We start from the raw sequence: 15,209 nt of genomic DNA, 5'->3' as shown, positions 1-15,209 counted from the left end.
GAGCACTGCAACCAAGTTGCTCTCCACGGAACGAGCGCGTCAATCGTCTTCAACCCTCCGGCCGGCTTCAGCCCATTACGGCGCCGGGCAGGCCGCACCGCTATCGGCCCAGGCCTGCATCAGCGCGCCGAACTCGGCTGCCGTGCCCGGCGCGGGCGTGCGCCCCTTGCCTGGATTCCAGCCCCAGAGCACGAGCGTGTCGGTGGTGACGTGCTTCACCAGCGCGGCGAGGTCGCGGCTGCCATTGCGGTTCTGGTCCTTCAACTGCTCGCAGATCTGGCCGACCGTCTTGCCCTCCCAGGCCATCGAGGCCGGCGCGAGCGCCCAATGGCCGTCGCCGGGAACGCCGGCCGGGTCGAAGTTCTGCTTGCCGTGACAGGTCGCGCAATGCAGCCCAGCCGCGCCATGGCCGTCCTTGCCGCGAACCACGAGAGGCTCGTGCAACTTGCGCAAGTCACCTTGGCGCGGCCGTTCGGTAGCGGGATGGCAGTTCATGCAGCGCGGACTGGTAAGCACCTTGCCCATCTCGGCGAAGAGCGCGACCGAGCGGTCGCGCTGATTGGCGATGGAAGCGAAGCTCGATGCGGGGCGCAAGCTCGCCCCGCCCGGCTGGGCCGCATTCTGCGCCAGCGTCAGCGCGCTGCCGCCGATGCAGACCACAAGCGCCGCGCCGGCGGCGAGGATCAGGTTCCTGCTCATCAAACGGAGCCTCCCTGCATCGGCAACTGGCGCGGCCGGCCATGGCCGAGTGCCGCAAGCGCATTGGCGACGGCAGGCCCTATCGGCGGCACGCCGGGCTCGCCGACGCCGCTCGGCTTCTCGGTCGAGGCGATGATCGTCACCTCGACTTCCGGCATCTCGTGGATGCGCAGCGAGCGGTATTCGTGGAAATTGGTCTGGACCGGCCGGCCGCCATCGAGCGTGATCTGGCCGTAGAGCGCGTGGCCAAGGCCGAAGCCGATGCCGCCCTCCACCTGCGCGCGGATGATGTCGGGATTGACCGCGACGCCGCAATCGACTGCGCACCAGACCTTGTGGACCTTGGGCTCACCCTCCGGCCCCATCGAAACCTCGGCGATCTGGGCGACGAAGGACCCGAAGCTCTCGACCACGGCGACGCCTCGCGCGCGGCCATCGACCGGCCCCGGCCCCTTCCAGCCCGCGAGATCGGCAACGGCCTTGAGCACGCCGGCAGCGCGCGGATGCTTGTCGCCCATCAAAGCAAGCCGGCCCTGGACCGCATCCTGCCCGGCCGCCTGCAGCAATTCATCGACGAAGCATTCGACGGCATAGCCGGTATGGGTATGGCCGACGGAGCGCCACCACAGGGTCGGCACACCAACCTTGGGGTTGTGTACCTCGCAACGGAAGTCAGCCACCTCGTAAAAGATTTCGTTGGCGCCTTCGACCGAGGTCGCGTCGATGCCGTTCTTCACGACCATCGCCTCGAAAGGCGTGCCGAGGAAGAAGGACTGGCCGACCAGCGTGCTCGACCAGGCCGCGATCTTGCCGTCCTTCACCGCGCCGCGGAAACGATGGACGAAGAGCGGGCGGTAATAGCCGCCGGTCAGGTCGTCCTCGCGAGTCCAGACCACCTTGACCGGGCGGTTCGGGCCGATCGTCTTGGCGACCGTGGCGAGCTCGGCGGCAAGATGCTGGCTGACCTGCGCGCGCCGGCCGAAACTGCCGCCGGCGAACATCGTCTGCAGCGTCACCTTCTCCGGCGGCAGGCCGAGAATGGTGGCGATGGTCTGGTGCTCGGTGGTCTGGAACTGGCTGCCGAAACGGGCATGAGCCGTCTGCCCATCCCATTCGATATAGCCGTCGAGCGGCTCCATCGGCGCATGCGCGAGATAGGGGAAGACGAACTCGGCCTCGATGACCTTGTCGGCCTTGGCCAGCACGGCTTCGGCATCGCCATGGCTGCCGGCGACGGTGCCGGGCTGCCGGACGAGCTTGCGGTATTCGGCGATCAGCTCGGGGCTGCCGCGCTTCTCGGCCGCGCTGTCGTCCCAGGTCACCTTCAGCGCCTCGCGGCCCTTCAGCGCCGGCCACATGCCGTTGGCATAGACCGCGACGCCGTAGCCGATCGACTTCACATCGACGACGCCCTTGACCTTCAGTGCCTCGGCAGCGTCGAAGCTCGCGACCTTGCCGCCGAAGCGCGGCGAGCGGGCGACCACCACCGTCAGCATGTTCGGAGCGTGGATATCGATGGTGAACTGCGCCTTGCCGCACGACTTGTCTGGGCTGTCGAGCCGCTTCGTCGCGCCGTCCTTGCCGATCAGCTTGTAGGCCGAGGCCGGCTTCAAGGGCGGGTTCTCGGGCACGGTCAGTTTGGAGGCCGCTTCCGCGAACTCGCCAAACGAGCCCTTGCGGCCGGAAGCATGGCTGATCACGCCCTCCTCGACCTTGATCTCCGCCGCCGGGACCTTCCAGCTATCGGCCGCGGCCTGGACCAGCATGGCGCGCGCCGCCGCGCCCGCCTTGCGCATCTGTTCCCAGCTATTGGCGATGGCGGTCGAGCCGCCTGTGCCCTGCACGCCGAGCGCGAGATTGGCGTAGAGCTTGACGTCGGCCGGAGCGTGCTCGGCACGCATCTGGCTCCAGGCGGCATCCATCTCCTCCGCCGCGAGCGTGGCGAGGCCGGTGAAAGGCCCCTGCCCCATCTCGATATGCTTGATCAGCACGGTCACGGTGGAGTCGGGCGCGACGCGGATGAAGGCGTTGGGCGCGAAGGTCGCATTGCCGCCGGGCCGATAGGCCGCGCCGGCGCCGGACTGCGCCTTGGCGCCGCGCGGCAGGTGGAAGCCGATGACGAGCGCGCCGGCACCGGCCAGCAGCGAGCGGCGGGAGAGCTTGGGATCATGCGCGGTCATGGCTCAGATCTCCAGCGCGCGGGCCGCGTCATGGATCGCGGCGCGAATGCGGACATAAGTGGCGCAGCGGCAGATATTGCCGTTCATCGCGAGATCGATGTCGCGATCCGTCGGCTTCCTGTTTTCCTTGAGCAGGGCGATCGCGCTCATCACCTGGCCGGACTGGCAATAGCCGCATTGCGGCACGTCGCGGGCGGTCCAGGCGGCCTGGACGGCGTCCGCCTCCTTGCCGGTGAGGCCCTCGATGGTGGTGATTTCGCTGGTGCCGACCGCCGAGACCGGCGTCACGCAGGAGCGCAGGGCCTGGCCGTCGATGAACACGGTGCAGGCACCGCATTGGGCGACGCCGCAGCCGAACTTGGTGCCGGTGAGGCCGAGATTATCGCGGATGGCCCAAAGCAAGGGCGTGTCGTCGTCGACATCGACGGTATGCGTCGTCCCGTTGACCTTGAGAGAGACCATGGCTGCCTCCGATGCTGGCATGCGTCGGCGCGGCACCATGGTGCGGATCGAGGGCTCGCCCTCGATGGCCCGATCTGACATATCAGATGGCGGGCGATGTATCCGAAGCCCTGGGTCGCGCGACTGGACTAATTAGACTGCTTGAGTCTAATTAGGATGGTCGCGCGCAGTTTGGATTTTGTCAAGACTACAGACGCCGCAATGCAGGACAGACGCGAAAGCTCCGGCTCCCTCCCCGCCGATGAGGCAAATGCCCGCGTCGACCAGGTCGCCGATGCCGCGCTGCGGCTCTTCGCCCGCTACGGCTACAAGCGCAGCTCGATGGACGACATCGCCAGGGAGGCGAGCCTCGCAAAGGCGACGCTCTACCTGCATTTCAAGGGCAAGGACGATGTCTTCCGGGCGATGCTGGACCTGCTCGGGCGACGCGTCGAGGCACGTTGCCGTGAGGTCGTGGCGATGCAGGGGCCGTTTCCGGAGCGTCTCGCGGCACTACTCCAGGCCCATCACGGGCAGGCCTATGCCAGCTTCGGCACCGGCGAACACCTCGTCGAGCTGAAGGCGGTGATGAACACGATCGCGACGCGCGAGCTGCAGGCATTCGAACAGATTTTCACGCGGTTTGCCCACGAGCTTCTGCAGCAGGCCGAAAAGGAGGGCGAGATAACCCTGTCGCGTCTTTCGGCCAGCGCCGAGGATTGGAGTGCCAGCCTGCTCTTCGCAGCAGCTGGTGCGAAGCTCGGCGCGCCGCCAAGCGCCGAGGACTACGCACGCAGGCTCGACGGCATCGCCTCGGTCTTTGCGGCGGCCCTTGCGCGGTAGACAGGGTCTCCGCCATCGGCTTGCAAAGCCAGTCCTGACGGATGAGGCTGCTCCACCCTCGATTCCAGCGTCTTGCGTGATGAACTCCAAGGAAAGATCGTTCCTCAGCCGCGTGCGCGGCATCCTGCCCGATCTCACGCCGGCCGAGCGACGCCTCGGCGATTTCGTCTGCGATTTTCCCGGCGAGGTCGCGACCTATTCGGCCCAGGAACTGGCGGCGCTGGCGCATGTCTCGAAGGCGACGGTCTCCCGCTTCGTCCAGCGACTGGGCTACGAGAACTACGAGGAGGCCCGCCGCCATGCCAGGCTCGAACGGCAGAGCGGATCCCGACTCTTCCTGACCGCGGCGGATACGGCAGGCGAGCAATCGATCGCGGCCAATCTCACCCAGGGCATCGCGAATCTCGAGGAAACCTTCCGCGCCATCGGCGAAACCCAGATCAGCAGCGCCGCCGAAGCGATTCTCGCCGCGCGCAAGGTCTGGGTGATCGGCTTCCGCGCGAGCTTCACCTTCGCCACCTATCTGCAATGGCAATTGACGCAGGTCATCGAGAACGTCGTCGCCATCCCGGGCGGCGGACAGACCTTCGGCGAGCATCTGGTCAGCCTCTCGCCCGACGATGTCGTGATCTTCTTCGGCCTGCGCCGGCGCGTGTCCCAGACCGAAGCGCTGCTCGACCAGATCGGCAAGTCGGGAGCGCGCCTCCTGTTCGTGACCGACGAGAGCGCCGATTTCGAGAAGCGCAGCCAGTGGCATTTCCGCTGCCAGACCCTGGCGCCGGGCCCCCTCTTCAACCACACGGCGGTGATGGCGCTCTGCCATCTCCTGATCATGCGCTGCATCGAGATCGCCGGCGCCAGAGGCCGCACACGGCTGCGCCATATCGAGATGCTCAACGACGCGCTCGACGAACTCTGACGCCGCCGGCCACGCCGGAATCAAGCGTTTTCCTCCCTAATTGGCAGCCCCGCCAAGCCTGCCGCCGAAAGCGGCAGCGGAGGCGCATTTATGGTCTTTTCTGAAACTACAGTTTCAGATAGTTTCATCTGAACCAAATGTTCCAGAGCCACTCGAAGGAGACGAGCGGCAGCCGGAACGACAGGACGGAGACAACCACTTCCAGGGCAACAGCGACGCGCAAGCCTCTTAACCAGCCGAAAAATCGCGGGAGGCCTGCGCCCACCATCACGTCACGAACGATCAGGGGAACGATCATGGCTATGGAGAACATGCAGGCATCCGGCGCGGTGACGCCGGCCAGCAGACAACTGGATTCAGCCCTCAACAAAATCGGCGTGACGGGCGCCCACAAGCAGATCCTGGCGCTCGTCCTGATCGGCTGCCTCTTCGACAGCTTCGAGCAGAACACCATCGGCGTCTCGGGCCCGCTGCTGCGGCAGCATTGGGGCCTGACGGGCGCCGATATCGGCTTCCTCAACACCATCACCTTCGCCAGCGCCGCCATCGGCCGGTTGATGTCGGGCATCCTCGGCGATCGCTACGGCCGCCGTGTGATGCTGACCCTCAACCTGCTGCTGTTCTCGCTCGGCTCCGCCCTCTGCGCGCTTGCGCCGAACTTCACCGCGCTCTGCATCGCCCGCGCCATCGTCGGCTTCGGCGTCGGCGGCGAGATCTCGACCGCGGTGACGATGCTGTCCGAATTCTGCTCGGCGAAGTTCCGCGGCACGGCGGCCGGCCTCGTCAATGTCGGCGCCGGCGGCTTCGGCAACTTCCTCGCCCCGGCCTTCGGCCTGCTGATCTTCACGCTCTTTCCGGGCGAGAACAGCTGGCGCTGGCTCTTCGCGGCGCTCGCGCTGCCGGCCCTGCTCGCCGTGTTCTATCGGCGCTTCGTGCCGGAGACGCCGCGCTTCCTGGCTTCCAGGAACCGCTTCGACGAGGCCAACAAGGTTCTCTCCACCCTGGCCTCGGGCACGCTACGCCCGCGCAATCTGACCGTGCAGCCCTATCTCTCCGCCGATCTCGCGCAGTTGCCGCCGGTGGCGAAGAGCGACTGGACCGAATTGTTCCGCGCGCCCTTCATCGGCCGCATCATCCCGGTCTCGATCGCGATCCTGATGAGCTACGGCGCGCAATTGTCCGTGCTGACCCTGATGCCGGTGATCTTCGTCTCGATGGGCTACACACTTCAGGGCAGCCTGCTCTACAGCATGATCATCCAGAGCGGCAGCGTGCTCGGCGCGATCGCGGCCTCGACCTTCGGCTATTACCTGCCACGGAAGCTGGTTCTCACCACCGGCGCGGCGCTGGCCTCGGTGGCTGCGGTCTCGATCGCCTATCTCGGCACCAATATCTACATGGTGCTGCTGTTCGGCGCGATCTTCCAGTTCTTCGTGCTGCTGCTCAACACCTCGATCTGGATCTACGCGCCAGAACTGTTCCCGACGCGGATCCGCGCCTTCGGCGTGGCCTTCATCCTCGCCACCGGCTCGGCAGCCGGCTCCTTCGTCCCGACGATCTCGGGCATGCTGTTCGACAAATACGGCATGGTCGGCGTCTTCGCGCTGGCGGCCGCGATGTATGCGGTCTTCGTGGCCTGCATCCAGATGGGGCCGGAGACCTATGGCCGGTCGATGGAAGACATCACCCAGCCGGCGGAGGCTGATAGCGCCGCACAGGCCGAAACCCTTTCCGAACCAGCGAAGGCAGTGAGGGCGTGAGCCGACATATCCTGTTGATCAATCCCAACAGCTCGCAGGCGACCAGCGCGATGATGCAAGCCATCGCGCAGCGGGCCGCGGATGGTGCGATGGCCGTGACAGTCGTCACGGCCAGACGCAGCCCGGCCATGATCGTGACGGAGGATGACCTGCTGGCCTCGGCCGCGGAGGTCGTCGAGATCGGCAGGCGTCACGCCGCCGATTGCGCCGGCATCGTCGTCAGCGCCTTCGGCGATCCCGGGCTCGACGAGCTTCGGCGGCGGGTCGAGATCCCGGTCACCGGAATTTGCGAAGCCTCGATGCGAGCAGCGGCGCAGGGCGGGCGGCCCTTCGGTGTCGCGACGACGACGCCGCTGCTGGCCGGCGTCATCGCGGCACGGGCGGCCGCGCTCGGCCTCGCAGAACGTTTGACCGGGATCCGCTGTACTGCGGGAGATCCGCTTGCCCTATCTGGCGACAAGGCGGCCTTGACGCTGGCCCTCGGCGAGATGGTTGAAGCTTGCATCGCGGCCGACGGCGCGGAAGCCGTGATCATCGGAGGCGGTCCGCTCGGCGAAGCGGCCGGTGCCTTGCAGGCGCGGTACACGACGCCGATCATCTCGCCGATCCCCTGCGCGATCGCCTCCCTGCTGGAGCAGATGAACGCGCGGCAAGCTGCACCGGCGGCTGCGGCCGCCGGGGGCTGAACCGTCGAGCCCTACCAACGGCACTCGACGCTTCGGCGCCGCGCGGCCTTCGGCCGATTCGCCACGCGCTCAATGCGCCTCATCAGTGGGCAGGACCGCCGCCGAGCTGGGTCACGGCCTGCTCTACGCTGTGAAAAATTCGTTCGTCCCCGATCGCACGGGTGATGCCGAAACCGTCCAAAGCCGCGCGGGCTCGCACCGACTCCACGCGCGCGATCGCGAAAACCGCTCCCTGCGCCTCGCAGGCGGCGGCGATGGCGAGCAATGCCTGCGCAGCCGTGTAATCGATGGCGGCAATCCCGCTGGCTTCGAGCACGACCAGTTGCGGCTTCTGCTGCACGAGCCGATCGAGCAGTTCCTGCTGGAAACCCAGAGCGTTCGCGAAGAGCAAGGGCGCCGGAAAGCCGGCGACGAGAACGCCGGGCTGCGTTGCCAGCGGCTTCCCCTGTTCGGGTGGCCACCAGACCGTCGTGCCGGGAATACGGCCGAGCTCGACGAGATGGCTGCGGGTCGTCATCCAGATCCCGTGCAGCAGGGACAGGCCGATGCCGATCGCGACGCCGCTTTCGATCGGCAAGAGGGCGACGGCCAGGGCGGTCAGCAGCACCAAGGCGAATTCCGGCCGGCTCTGGCGCGCGATCTGCGCGATCAGGTTCAGTCGAAGGATGCGCCCGGCCACGAAGAAGAGCACGCCGGCGAAGGCGGCCTCCGGGACGTCGGCCAGGACATCCGCCCCGAACAGCGCCAGCCCCAGAACCAGTGACGCGGCGACAAGCCCGGTGGCTGGATTGCGGCCGCCGCTCTCGACGACGATCGCCGTGCGCGGCGGGCTGGCATTGACGGGAAAGGCGCCGGCAAGGCCGGCCAGCAGATTGGCCCCGGCCAATCCGAGATAGTCGCGCCCGACATCGGCGGTGCGGCCATCGGGATCGCGGAAGGAACGGCTGACCGTCGCCGTCTGCATCATCACGACGAGCGCGATGATCAAAGCGAGCGGCAAGAGCCCGCGGAAATCGGCCCAGGACAGATCGAAGCCGGGCCATGCCGGCAATCCCTTCGGCAAGGCCCCGAGCACCGCGACGCCATGGCTCTGCAACCCGAAGGCGATGACTGCGCCTGTCGCCAGCGCGAAGGCGATCAGGGCCCCGGGGAGCCACGCCGCCGTCCTCTCGCAGAGGACGATGATGCCCAGCACGCCCAGCCCGAGCAGGGCGGAGACCGGATTGATCGCGCCGCGCGCCGCCCAGATTTCCGCCAGACGGGGAACGAGAGTGGTCGCCTGAACCTGAAGCCCCAGCAGGCTCGGCAGTTGCGATACGACGATGTGAACGGAGATGCCGGCCAGGAAGCCCGCCACGACCGGCGTCGACAGGAAATCGGCGATCCAGCCGAAACGCAGGATGCCGGCCAGCAGCAGCAGGATGCCGACCAGCACGGCCAGCGTCGGCGCTGCCGCTGGCGCAACCACCCCGCCGGCAGCAAGCGTGGCGAGCGCCCCGGCGAAGATCGGCGTGATCGTCGAGTCCGCGCCGACCGTAAGAACCCGGCTCGCGCCGAGCAAGAGGAAGCCGAGCGTCGCCGCGACGAAGGCGAACAGCCCGACCTCGACGGGAAAGCCGCCGAGCCGCGCCGTCGCCATCTGTTCGGGAATGGTGATCGCCGCCAGCGTCAGGCCGGCGAGCAGATCGCGCCCCAGCCCTGCGCCGAACGAAGGCCTCCCGGGAAGATGTGCCGGTCCGGCCAGAGGTGCGTTACTCGACATGACCAGTCACCGCCGTTGCATGCATCGCCCAAACGGTTGCAACTATAGCAGTCGAAAAGCCTTCGCGCTGGCGCCTTCGCTGCCAGCCGGGCAACTGGCAAAGGCCCTGCGGCACGGGATGAAGACGCTCATCGATTCCACCAATGCGCTGATCGGCGGGCTGGCGGCGATACGCCGGCAGTTCAACGTGCCCGAGCAGTTTCCGGCGGCTGTCCTGGCAGCGGCAGAGAGCGCCGCCAAGCGTGCGCCGACCGCACATGTCGACCGCACCGACCGGCCTTTCGTCACGCTCGATCCCGCGACATCCAGGGATCTCGACCAGGCCTTCGCGATCGAGCGGAGCGGCAACGACCTCCTGCTGCACTATGCCATCGCGGATGTCGCCTGGTTCGTGGAGGACGGCGACGCCATCGACCGGGAGGCCTGGCAGCGCGGCACGACGCTTTACCTGCCGGACGGGAAGGCCGGGCTTTACCCGCCTGTCCTCGCCGAGGGCGCCGCCAGCCTCCTGCCCGCCGTCATCCGGCCTGCGGTGATTTTCACGACGCGGATCGACCCCGACGGCCATGTCCATCTCGACGGTGCCGAGCGGGCCGTCATCCGCAGCATCGCCAAGCTCGCCTATGACGGCGTCCGGGCTTCCGACCTGCCAGTCGATTTCGACGAGCTGGCGCGCCGGATCGAGGCCGCCGAGGCCCGCCGTGGGGCTTCGCGCGTCGACCCACCCGAGCAGGAGGTCGAGGCGCTCGGTGACGGCGGCTACCAGTTGAGCTTCCGCCCGCGGCTGCGTGCCGAGGATCAGAACGCCACCCTGTCCCTGGCCAGCAATGTCGCGATCGCCGATGCGCTCCTGGCCGCCCATACCGGGCTGTTCCGGGTGATGCCGGAACCTGACCAGCTCGCGGTCCAGCGCCTGCGCCAGACCGCGCGGGCACTGGGACTCGCATGGCCGGAGATGGAAACACTCGCACAGTTCGAGAAGACGCTGGTCCCTGCCGACAGCAGCCAGGCGGCTTTCATGCTGGCGGTGCGCAGGGCCAGCGGCGGCGCGAGCTATGTCCCCTACCGCGAGGGCGTAGTGCCCTGGCATGCACCGATGGCGGCGACCTATGTCCATGCCACAGCGCCGCTGCGCCGCCTTGCCGACCGTTATGTGGTGCGCGCGGCGCTTGCCGTCGCGAATGGCCAGCCGGTGCCTTCGGAGATCTCGGCCGCCTTCGAACAATTGCCCGCGGTGATGGCGAAGGCCGATGCACGCGACGGGCAGATCGACCGGCTCGTGATCGACCTCGCCGAGGCGCTCATGCTTCAAGGCAGCGAAGGAACCGCTTTCGACGCGGTGGTGACCGATGCCGACGAGCACGGCCTGCGCATCCAGCTCTGCGAATTGCCCGTGGTCGCACGGGTGCGCGGGCAAGGCGGCAAGCCCGGAGACAAAATCCGGGTCAGGCTGACATCCGCCGACCCGCTGAAGCATACGGTCAACTTTGAACGAGCGGACTGAACACGATGACACTTCGAGACCCCGTCCTGCAGCCGATCCGGATCGCAGAGCTGCGCCCGACCCAGATGACCGTCGGCTTCAGGGAAGTCGACGACAAGCGCCGGGCCTGGCGCGAGCGGGAGGGCGGCGAAGCCGGCGATTTCCTGGGCCGGCACATGATCCCGGTGATCAAGGGGCCGAAGGACCGGCTCTACATCATCGATCACCATCACCTCGTCCGCGCATTGCACGACGAAGGCCAGACGAAAGTGCTCGTCAACGTCATCTCCGATCTCTCGTCGCTGTCGCAGGCCTCGTTCTGGACGGTGTGCGAGCATCGGAACTGGGTACATCCCTATGACGACAAGGGGCAACGGTGCGCCACCGGCGACATCCCGAAGAAGATCGAGGGCCTGACCGACGACCCCTATCGCTCGCTCGCTGGCGAACTGCGCCGCTGCGGCGGCTTCGCCAAGGACACGACGCCTTATTCCGAGTTTCTCTGGGCCGATTTCCTGCGACATCGCCTGAGCCGACGCCGGGTCGACGCCGATTTCGAGAAGGCCCTGGCCAAGGCCCTGAAGCTCGCCCGTGGCCGCGACGCCGGCTATCTCCCCGGTTGGTGCGGGCCTGTCGACGCCTGAGTGCCGGCGAGGCTCTTCGTCATGTCTCGGCTCGCGTCAACCGTTCAGGGTGGCGCAGGTCGAAGGGCGCACCCATTTGCAGCTCCGCCCGATTTCGGCGATCCAGATGCGAGTCGGGTGGGCCTCATGGAATCGAATATCGTCCTCATCGTCGCGGGCTTGCTGGCCGGAGCGCTGAATTCCGTTGCCGGAGGCGGCACCTTCCTGTCCTTCCCGGCGCTGGTCTGGATCGGCGTTCCGCCGATCATGGCGAACGCCACGGCAACGCTCGCAGCCCTCCCCGGCTATATCGGCGGCGCCTGGGGCTTCCGCAGGGATATCCGCGCGGGCGGGCCGATCAGCTTGCGCTGGACCGCTGCGATGGCCGCGCTCGGCGGGCTTCTCGGCGCGCTTCTGTTGCTGGTCACCCCGAAGGAGACGTTCTCGGCGCTGATCCCCTGGCTGCTGCTGGCGGCGACGCTGATCTTCGCCGCAGGCCCCGCCCTCGTGCGCCGTCTGCTGCGGCATGGCGGCGGCCTGCCGAAGCTGCCGGCCTTGCTGCTGTTGCTGGCCGTCTCGATCTATGGCGGCTATTTCAACGGCGGCCTCGGCATCATGCTGCTCGCGGCCTTCGGCTTTGTCGGTCTCACCAACCTGCACGAGATGAACGGGCTGAAGAGCCTGATGTCGGCGATCCTCTCGACCGTCTCGGTCGCGACCTACTCCGCCGCGGGGCTGATCGACTGGCGCTCCGCGATCGTGCTTGGCCTGTCCTGCGCTCTCGGCGGCTTCGTCGGGGCTCATCTGGCCCGGCGAATCACCAACATGCTGGCGCTGCGCATCTTCATCACGCTGATCGGCTTCGGGATGGCAGCAGCCTTCTTCATGGCGTGATCGGGCCGCGCTTCACGGAGAACGGCGGTTCAGCGCGATCTCAGCAATCCCCGGGCAGGCTTCGGCCACAAACATGAAGAGAAATTCACTTTCTCTCCCCCGCGGATCACTCTAGAAGCGGCTACTGTTGCGCCGTGTTCCGCGGTCCTTCGAATCGAGGCTGGAGAAGAGCGGAATGGTGCCGGGCTACAGGCGCGATCTTGCGGGAAACGCGGTCGGACATTCGCTCTTCCGCCTTTCCTCCGCGACCGCCATCGCCCTCGGCCTCGGCGCCTGCCTGCCGGCCGACCAGCGCCCCGATCTCGGCGTCGCCGTCACCCGCAGCTTCGCCGCCGGCGAGCGCCGCGCCGCGCCGGCCGTCTCGCCGGACTGGCCGCGCCTGTTCCGGTCGAGCGAGCTCAACCGGCTGGTCGAGCGGACGAGCGGCGCCAATTTCGACATCGCCATCGCCATGACGCGCATCCGGCAGGCTGATGCGCAGTCCCGCATCTCGGCTGCGTCGCTCTATCCGACACTGAGCGGCTCGACCAACGCCGCGCGCAGCCTGAGGCCGGGCACGCTCGGCTCGAAGCGCGGCCCCTTCAACGAAAGCGTCGGCAACACGTTCAGCCTAGGCCTCTCCGCCAGCTACGAGCTCGACTTCTGGGGCAAGAACCGCGCGACCGCCGATGCCGGGCGCTTTGCCGCGGAAGCGACACGCTTCGACCGCGACGTAGTCGCGCTCACTGCCGTCTCCAGCGTGACCAGCACCTATTTCCAGGTCCTGGCCGCGCAGGACCGGCTGCGCATCGCCCGTGAGAACATCACGGTGGCCGAGCGCACGCTCAAGGTGATCCAGGCCCGGCTCTCGGTGGGCACCGCGACCCAGCTCGACATCGCGCAGCAGGAAAGCGTGGTCGCGCAGCAAAAGGCCTCCGTGCCCGCGCTCGAGCTCTCGCTGCGCCAGGCGAAGGTCACGCTCGCCGTGCTCGTCGGTGAGACGCCGGCCGCGATCACGATCAAGGGGGGCAGCCTGAACGCGATCGCCGTGCCGGCCGTGCGCGCCGGCCTGCCCTCGCAATTGCTGCAACGCCGGCCCGACATCGCCGAGGCGGAAACGAGGCTTACGGCGCAGGAGGCGACGCTCTATGCCGCCCGCGCGGCACTCTATCCGAACATCACGCTGACCGGCCAGGGCGGCCTCGAAAGCGCGCTGCTGAAGAACCTGCTGCGGCCCGATGCCGCCTTCGCCTCGGCGGCGGCGGGCCTCGTCCAGCCGATCCTCGACGGCGGCAATCTCCGCGCCAGGGTCGAGCTCGAACGCGGCACGGCCGACGAGTTGATCGCGACCTATCGCAAGACCATCGTCAGCGCCTTCGCCGATGTCGAGAACGCGCTGATCGCGATCCAGGAGAACACCAGCCACGAACGGCTGCAGGCTGAGGTCGTCGCCTCGGCGCGGCGGGCCTATTCCATCACCGAGCAACGCCTGCGCGAAGGCACCATCGACATCGTGACGCTGCTCAATACCCAACAGACCCTGTTCCAGGCGCAGGACCAGCTCTCGCAGATCAAGCTCCAGAAGCTCACGGCCTATGTCGAGCTGTTCAAGGCGCTGGGCGGCGGCTGGTCCGATGCCGATCGCCGCGCCGCCATCACCGCGACCGAGGCGGCGGAATGAAGCGTCTTCTCATCCTTCTCGTGCTGATCGGCGCGGCCGCCTGGGGCTGGCACAGCTACAATGGCGGCTGGATGCCCTCCAGTGGGGAGAACGTCTCGGCCGGCGGCCAGCAGGGCGGCGCGCGCGGCGGGCGGCGCGCCCGCTTCGGCGGCAATGAAGGCCCGATCCCGGTGATCGCAACGCCTGCGCGCCGCGACGACGTGCCGGTCACAGCCGATGCCGTCGGCACCATCCAGGCGCTGAATACGGTGACCGTGCGCACGCAGGTCGACGGCAGGCTGCTGGAGATCGCCTTCAAGGACGGCCAGGACGTCAGGAAGGGCGACGTGCTCGCCAAGATCGACCCCGCGACCTATCAGGCACAATACGACCAGGCTATCGCCAAGAAGGCGCAGGACGAGGCGCAGCTCGCCAATGCCCGCGCCGATCTCGAGCGCTACGCCAAGCTCGCGCAGACCGATTACGGCTCGCGCCAGCAGGCCGACACCCAGCGCGCAACGGTGGCACAGCTCGAAGCGCAGGTCCGCTCAGACCAGGGCGCGATCGACAACGCCAAGGCCATTCTCGACTACACCACAGTGCGCGCGCCGATCGACGGCCGCCTCGGCATCCGTCAGGTCGACCAGGGCAATATCGTCCGCGCCTCGGATTCGAACGGCCTCGTGGTCATCACCCAGCTGAAGCCGATCGCGATGATCTTCAACCTGCCGCAGCAGCAGCTCCGCGCCGTCAGCGCCGCGGTGGCCCGCGGCCCGGTCGAGGTCGATGCGCTGGACTCCGACGGCACGACGATCATCGACAAGGGCGTGGTCGAGGTCATCGACAATGTCGTCGACCAGACTACCGGCACGATCAAGGTCAAGGCCCGCTTCCCGAACGACCACCTCCAGCTCTGGCCGGGTCAGTTCGTCAATGTCCGCGTCTTCGTCGACATGCTCAAGAATGTCGTGGTGGCGCCGACAGCCGCGATCCAGCGCGGGCCGAACGGCGCCTATGTCTTTGCCGTCAACGAGGACGAGACCGTGCGGCAGGTGCCCGTCACCGTGGGCCAGCAGGACGAGACGACGGCCGTGATCACGGCGGGCATCGAGCCGCCGGCGAAGCTCGTCACCACCGGCTTCGCCCGCCTGACCGACAAGGCGAAGGTGCGCGTCACCACGCCGGAGGAGGCAGCCCAGCCGCCGGCTGCCGCCGCGCCCGGCCGCCGCGGCACGCGCGAGCCCGGCCAGGGGCCGGGCCGGCGCCGCGACCAGCAAGGC

14 protein-coding genes are annotated in these 15,209 nt (G+C 67.7%); 9 read left to right on the top strand and 5 right to left on the bottom strand.

Going from position 1 to position 15,209, the window contains the following annotated elements; all coding sequences use genetic code 11:
• Nucleotides 1–75: 75 nt before the first annotated feature.
• The 3 genes from Q0Q36_RS18090 to Q0Q36_RS18080 are packed head-to-tail and all read right to left on the bottom strand — an operon-like array spanning nt 76 to nt 3,341.
• Nucleotides 76–699, bottom strand: a complete 624-nt coding sequence (locus Q0Q36_RS18090) for an Isoquinoline 1-oxidoreductase subunit (protein ID WP_293800034.1) — start codon at nt 697–699, stop codon at nt 76–78.
• Nucleotides 699–2,879 carry a xanthine dehydrogenase family protein molybdopterin-binding subunit gene (locus tag Q0Q36_RS18085; RefSeq protein ID WP_293800032.1) on the bottom strand — a complete coding sequence of 727 codons (2,181 nt, stop codon included), beginning with the start codon at nt 2,877–2,879 and terminating at the stop codon, nt 699–701. The genes Q0Q36_RS18090 and Q0Q36_RS18085 overlap by 1 nt, the downstream gene beginning before the upstream one ends.
• A gap of 3 nt (nt 2,880–2,882) precedes the next feature.
• Nucleotides 2,883–3,341 carry a (2Fe-2S)-binding protein gene (locus Q0Q36_RS18080; RefSeq protein WP_293800030.1) on the bottom strand — a complete coding sequence of 153 codons (459 nt, stop codon included), beginning with the start codon at nt 3,339–3,341 and terminating at the stop codon, nt 2,883–2,885.
• Nucleotides 3,342–3,542: 201 nt separating this feature from the next.
• Here Q0Q36_RS18080 and Q0Q36_RS18075 point away from each other — a divergent pair, with 201 nt between their 5' ends.
• Both Q0Q36_RS18075 and Q0Q36_RS18070 read left to right on the top strand, forming a co-directional pair.
• Complete coding sequence (locus tag Q0Q36_RS18075) at nt 3,543–4,163, top strand: TetR/AcrR family transcriptional regulator (RefSeq protein WP_293800029.1); 621 nt, start codon at nt 3,543–3,545, stop codon at nt 4,161–4,163.
• A 79-nt stretch (nt 4,164–4,242) separates the two neighbouring features.
• Nucleotides 4,243–5,082, top strand: a complete 840-nt coding sequence (locus Q0Q36_RS18070) for a MurR/RpiR family transcriptional regulator (RefSeq protein WP_293800027.1) — start codon at nt 4,243–4,245, stop codon at nt 5,080–5,082.
• Nucleotides 5,083–5,206: 124 nt separating this feature from the next.
• Here the strand turns inward: Q0Q36_RS18070 and Q0Q36_RS18065 are convergent, their stop codons facing one another.
• Nucleotides 5,207–5,476 carry a hypothetical protein gene (locus Q0Q36_RS18065; RefSeq protein ID WP_293800025.1) on the bottom strand — a complete coding sequence of 90 codons (270 nt, stop codon included), beginning with the start codon at nt 5,474–5,476 and terminating at the stop codon, nt 5,207–5,209.
• On the opposite strand from Q0Q36_RS18065, the gene Q0Q36_RS18060 reads away from it, so the two are divergent.
• Together Q0Q36_RS18060 and Q0Q36_RS18055 are read left to right on the top strand one after the other, a co-directional pair.
• Complete coding sequence (locus Q0Q36_RS18060; protein WP_367187182.1) at nt 5,379–6,842, top strand: MFS transporter; 1,464 nt, start codon at nt 5,379–5,381, stop codon at nt 6,840–6,842. The two genes, Q0Q36_RS18065 and Q0Q36_RS18060, sit on opposite strands and share 98 nt — an antisense overlap.
• A complete protein-coding gene (locus Q0Q36_RS18055) occupies nt 6,839–7,528 on the top strand; it encodes an aspartate/glutamate racemase family protein (protein ID WP_293800021.1) in 690 nt (229 codons plus the stop codon). The genes Q0Q36_RS18060 and Q0Q36_RS18055 overlap by 4 nt, the downstream gene beginning before the upstream one ends.
• An 82-nt stretch (nt 7,529–7,610) precedes the next feature.
• Here the strand turns inward: Q0Q36_RS18055 and Q0Q36_RS18050 are convergent, their stop codons facing one another.
• Nucleotides 7,611–9,290, bottom strand: coding sequence for a SulP family inorganic anion transporter (locus Q0Q36_RS18050; RefSeq protein ID WP_293800019.1), 1,680 nt, complete (start codon nt 9,288–9,290; stop codon nt 7,611–7,613).
• 118 nt (nt 9,291–9,408) lie between these two features.
• On the opposite strand from Q0Q36_RS18050, the gene Q0Q36_RS18045 reads away from it, so the two are divergent.
• From Q0Q36_RS18045 to Q0Q36_RS18025, 5 genes are all read left to right on the top strand, one after another.
• Nucleotides 9,409–10,794, top strand: a complete 1,386-nt coding sequence (locus Q0Q36_RS18045; RefSeq protein WP_293800017.1) for an RNB domain-containing ribonuclease — start codon at nt 9,409–9,411, stop codon at nt 10,792–10,794.
• 5 nt (nt 10,795–10,799) lie between these two features.
• On the top strand, nt 10,800–11,417 hold the full coding sequence (locus Q0Q36_RS18040) for a ParB-like protein (RefSeq protein WP_293800015.1): 618 nt from the start codon (nt 10,800–10,802) through the stop codon (nt 11,415–11,417).
• A gap of 126 nt (nt 11,418–11,543) precedes the next feature.
• Nucleotides 11,544–12,290, top strand: a complete 747-nt coding sequence (locus Q0Q36_RS18035) for a sulfite exporter TauE/SafE family protein (RefSeq protein ID WP_293800013.1) — start codon at nt 11,544–11,546, stop codon at nt 12,288–12,290.
• Nucleotides 12,291–12,465: 175 nt separating this feature from the next.
• Complete coding sequence (locus tag Q0Q36_RS18030; protein WP_293800012.1) at nt 12,466–13,950, top strand: efflux transporter outer membrane subunit; 1,485 nt, start codon at nt 12,466–12,468, stop codon at nt 13,948–13,950.
• A partial coding sequence (locus Q0Q36_RS18025; RefSeq protein WP_293800011.1) for an efflux RND transporter periplasmic adaptor subunit occupies nt 13,947–15,209 on the top strand: 1,263 nt, incomplete at its 3' end. The genes Q0Q36_RS18030 and Q0Q36_RS18025, both read left to right, overlap by 4 nt.

The organism is uncultured Allobosea sp., assembly GCF_945957345.1.
Taxonomy (GTDB): domain Bacteria; phylum Pseudomonadota; class Alphaproteobacteria; order Rhizobiales; family Beijerinckiaceae; genus Allobosea.
Note: the sequence above shows the minus strand (reverse complement) of the source record. Positions and strands in the feature narration are given on the sequence as shown.

Bases quoted from the DNA above. Each gene is read 5' to 3' on its own strand.
- Q0Q36_RS18090 (WP_293800034.1), bottom strand. From the start codon at position 699: ATGAGCAGGAACCTGATCCTCGCCGCCGGCGCGGCGCTTGTGGTCTGC.
- Q0Q36_RS18085 (WP_293800032.1), bottom strand. From the start codon at position 2,879: ATGACCGCGCATGATCCCAAGCTCTCCCGCCGCTCGCTGCTGGCCGGT.
- Q0Q36_RS18080 (WP_293800030.1), bottom strand. From the start codon at position 3,341: ATGGTCTCTCTCAAGGTCAACGGGACGACGCATACCGTCGATGTCGAC.
- Q0Q36_RS18075 (WP_293800029.1), top strand. From the start codon at position 3,543: ATGCAGGACAGACGCGAAAGCTCCGGCTCCCTCCCCGCCGATGAGGCA.
- Q0Q36_RS18070 (WP_293800027.1), top strand. From the start codon at position 4,243: ATGAACTCCAAGGAAAGATCGTTCCTCAGCCGCGTGCGCGGCATCCTG.
- Q0Q36_RS18060 (WP_367187182.1), top strand. From the start codon at position 5,379: ATGGCTATGGAGAACATGCAGGCATCCGGCGCGGTGACGCCGGCCAGC.
- Q0Q36_RS18050 (WP_293800019.1), bottom strand. From the start codon at position 9,290: ATGTCGAGTAACGCACCTCTGGCCGGACCGGCACATCTTCCCGGGAGG.
- Q0Q36_RS18045 (WP_293800017.1), top strand. From the start codon at position 9,409: ATGAAGACGCTCATCGATTCCACCAATGCGCTGATCGGCGGGCTGGCG.
- Q0Q36_RS18040 (WP_293800015.1), top strand. From the start codon at position 10,800: ATGACACTTCGAGACCCCGTCCTGCAGCCGATCCGGATCGCAGAGCTG.
- Q0Q36_RS18035 (WP_293800013.1), top strand. From the start codon at position 11,544: ATGGAATCGAATATCGTCCTCATCGTCGCGGGCTTGCTGGCCGGAGCG.
- Q0Q36_RS18030 (WP_293800012.1), top strand. From the start codon at position 12,466: ATGGTGCCGGGCTACAGGCGCGATCTTGCGGGAAACGCGGTCGGACAT.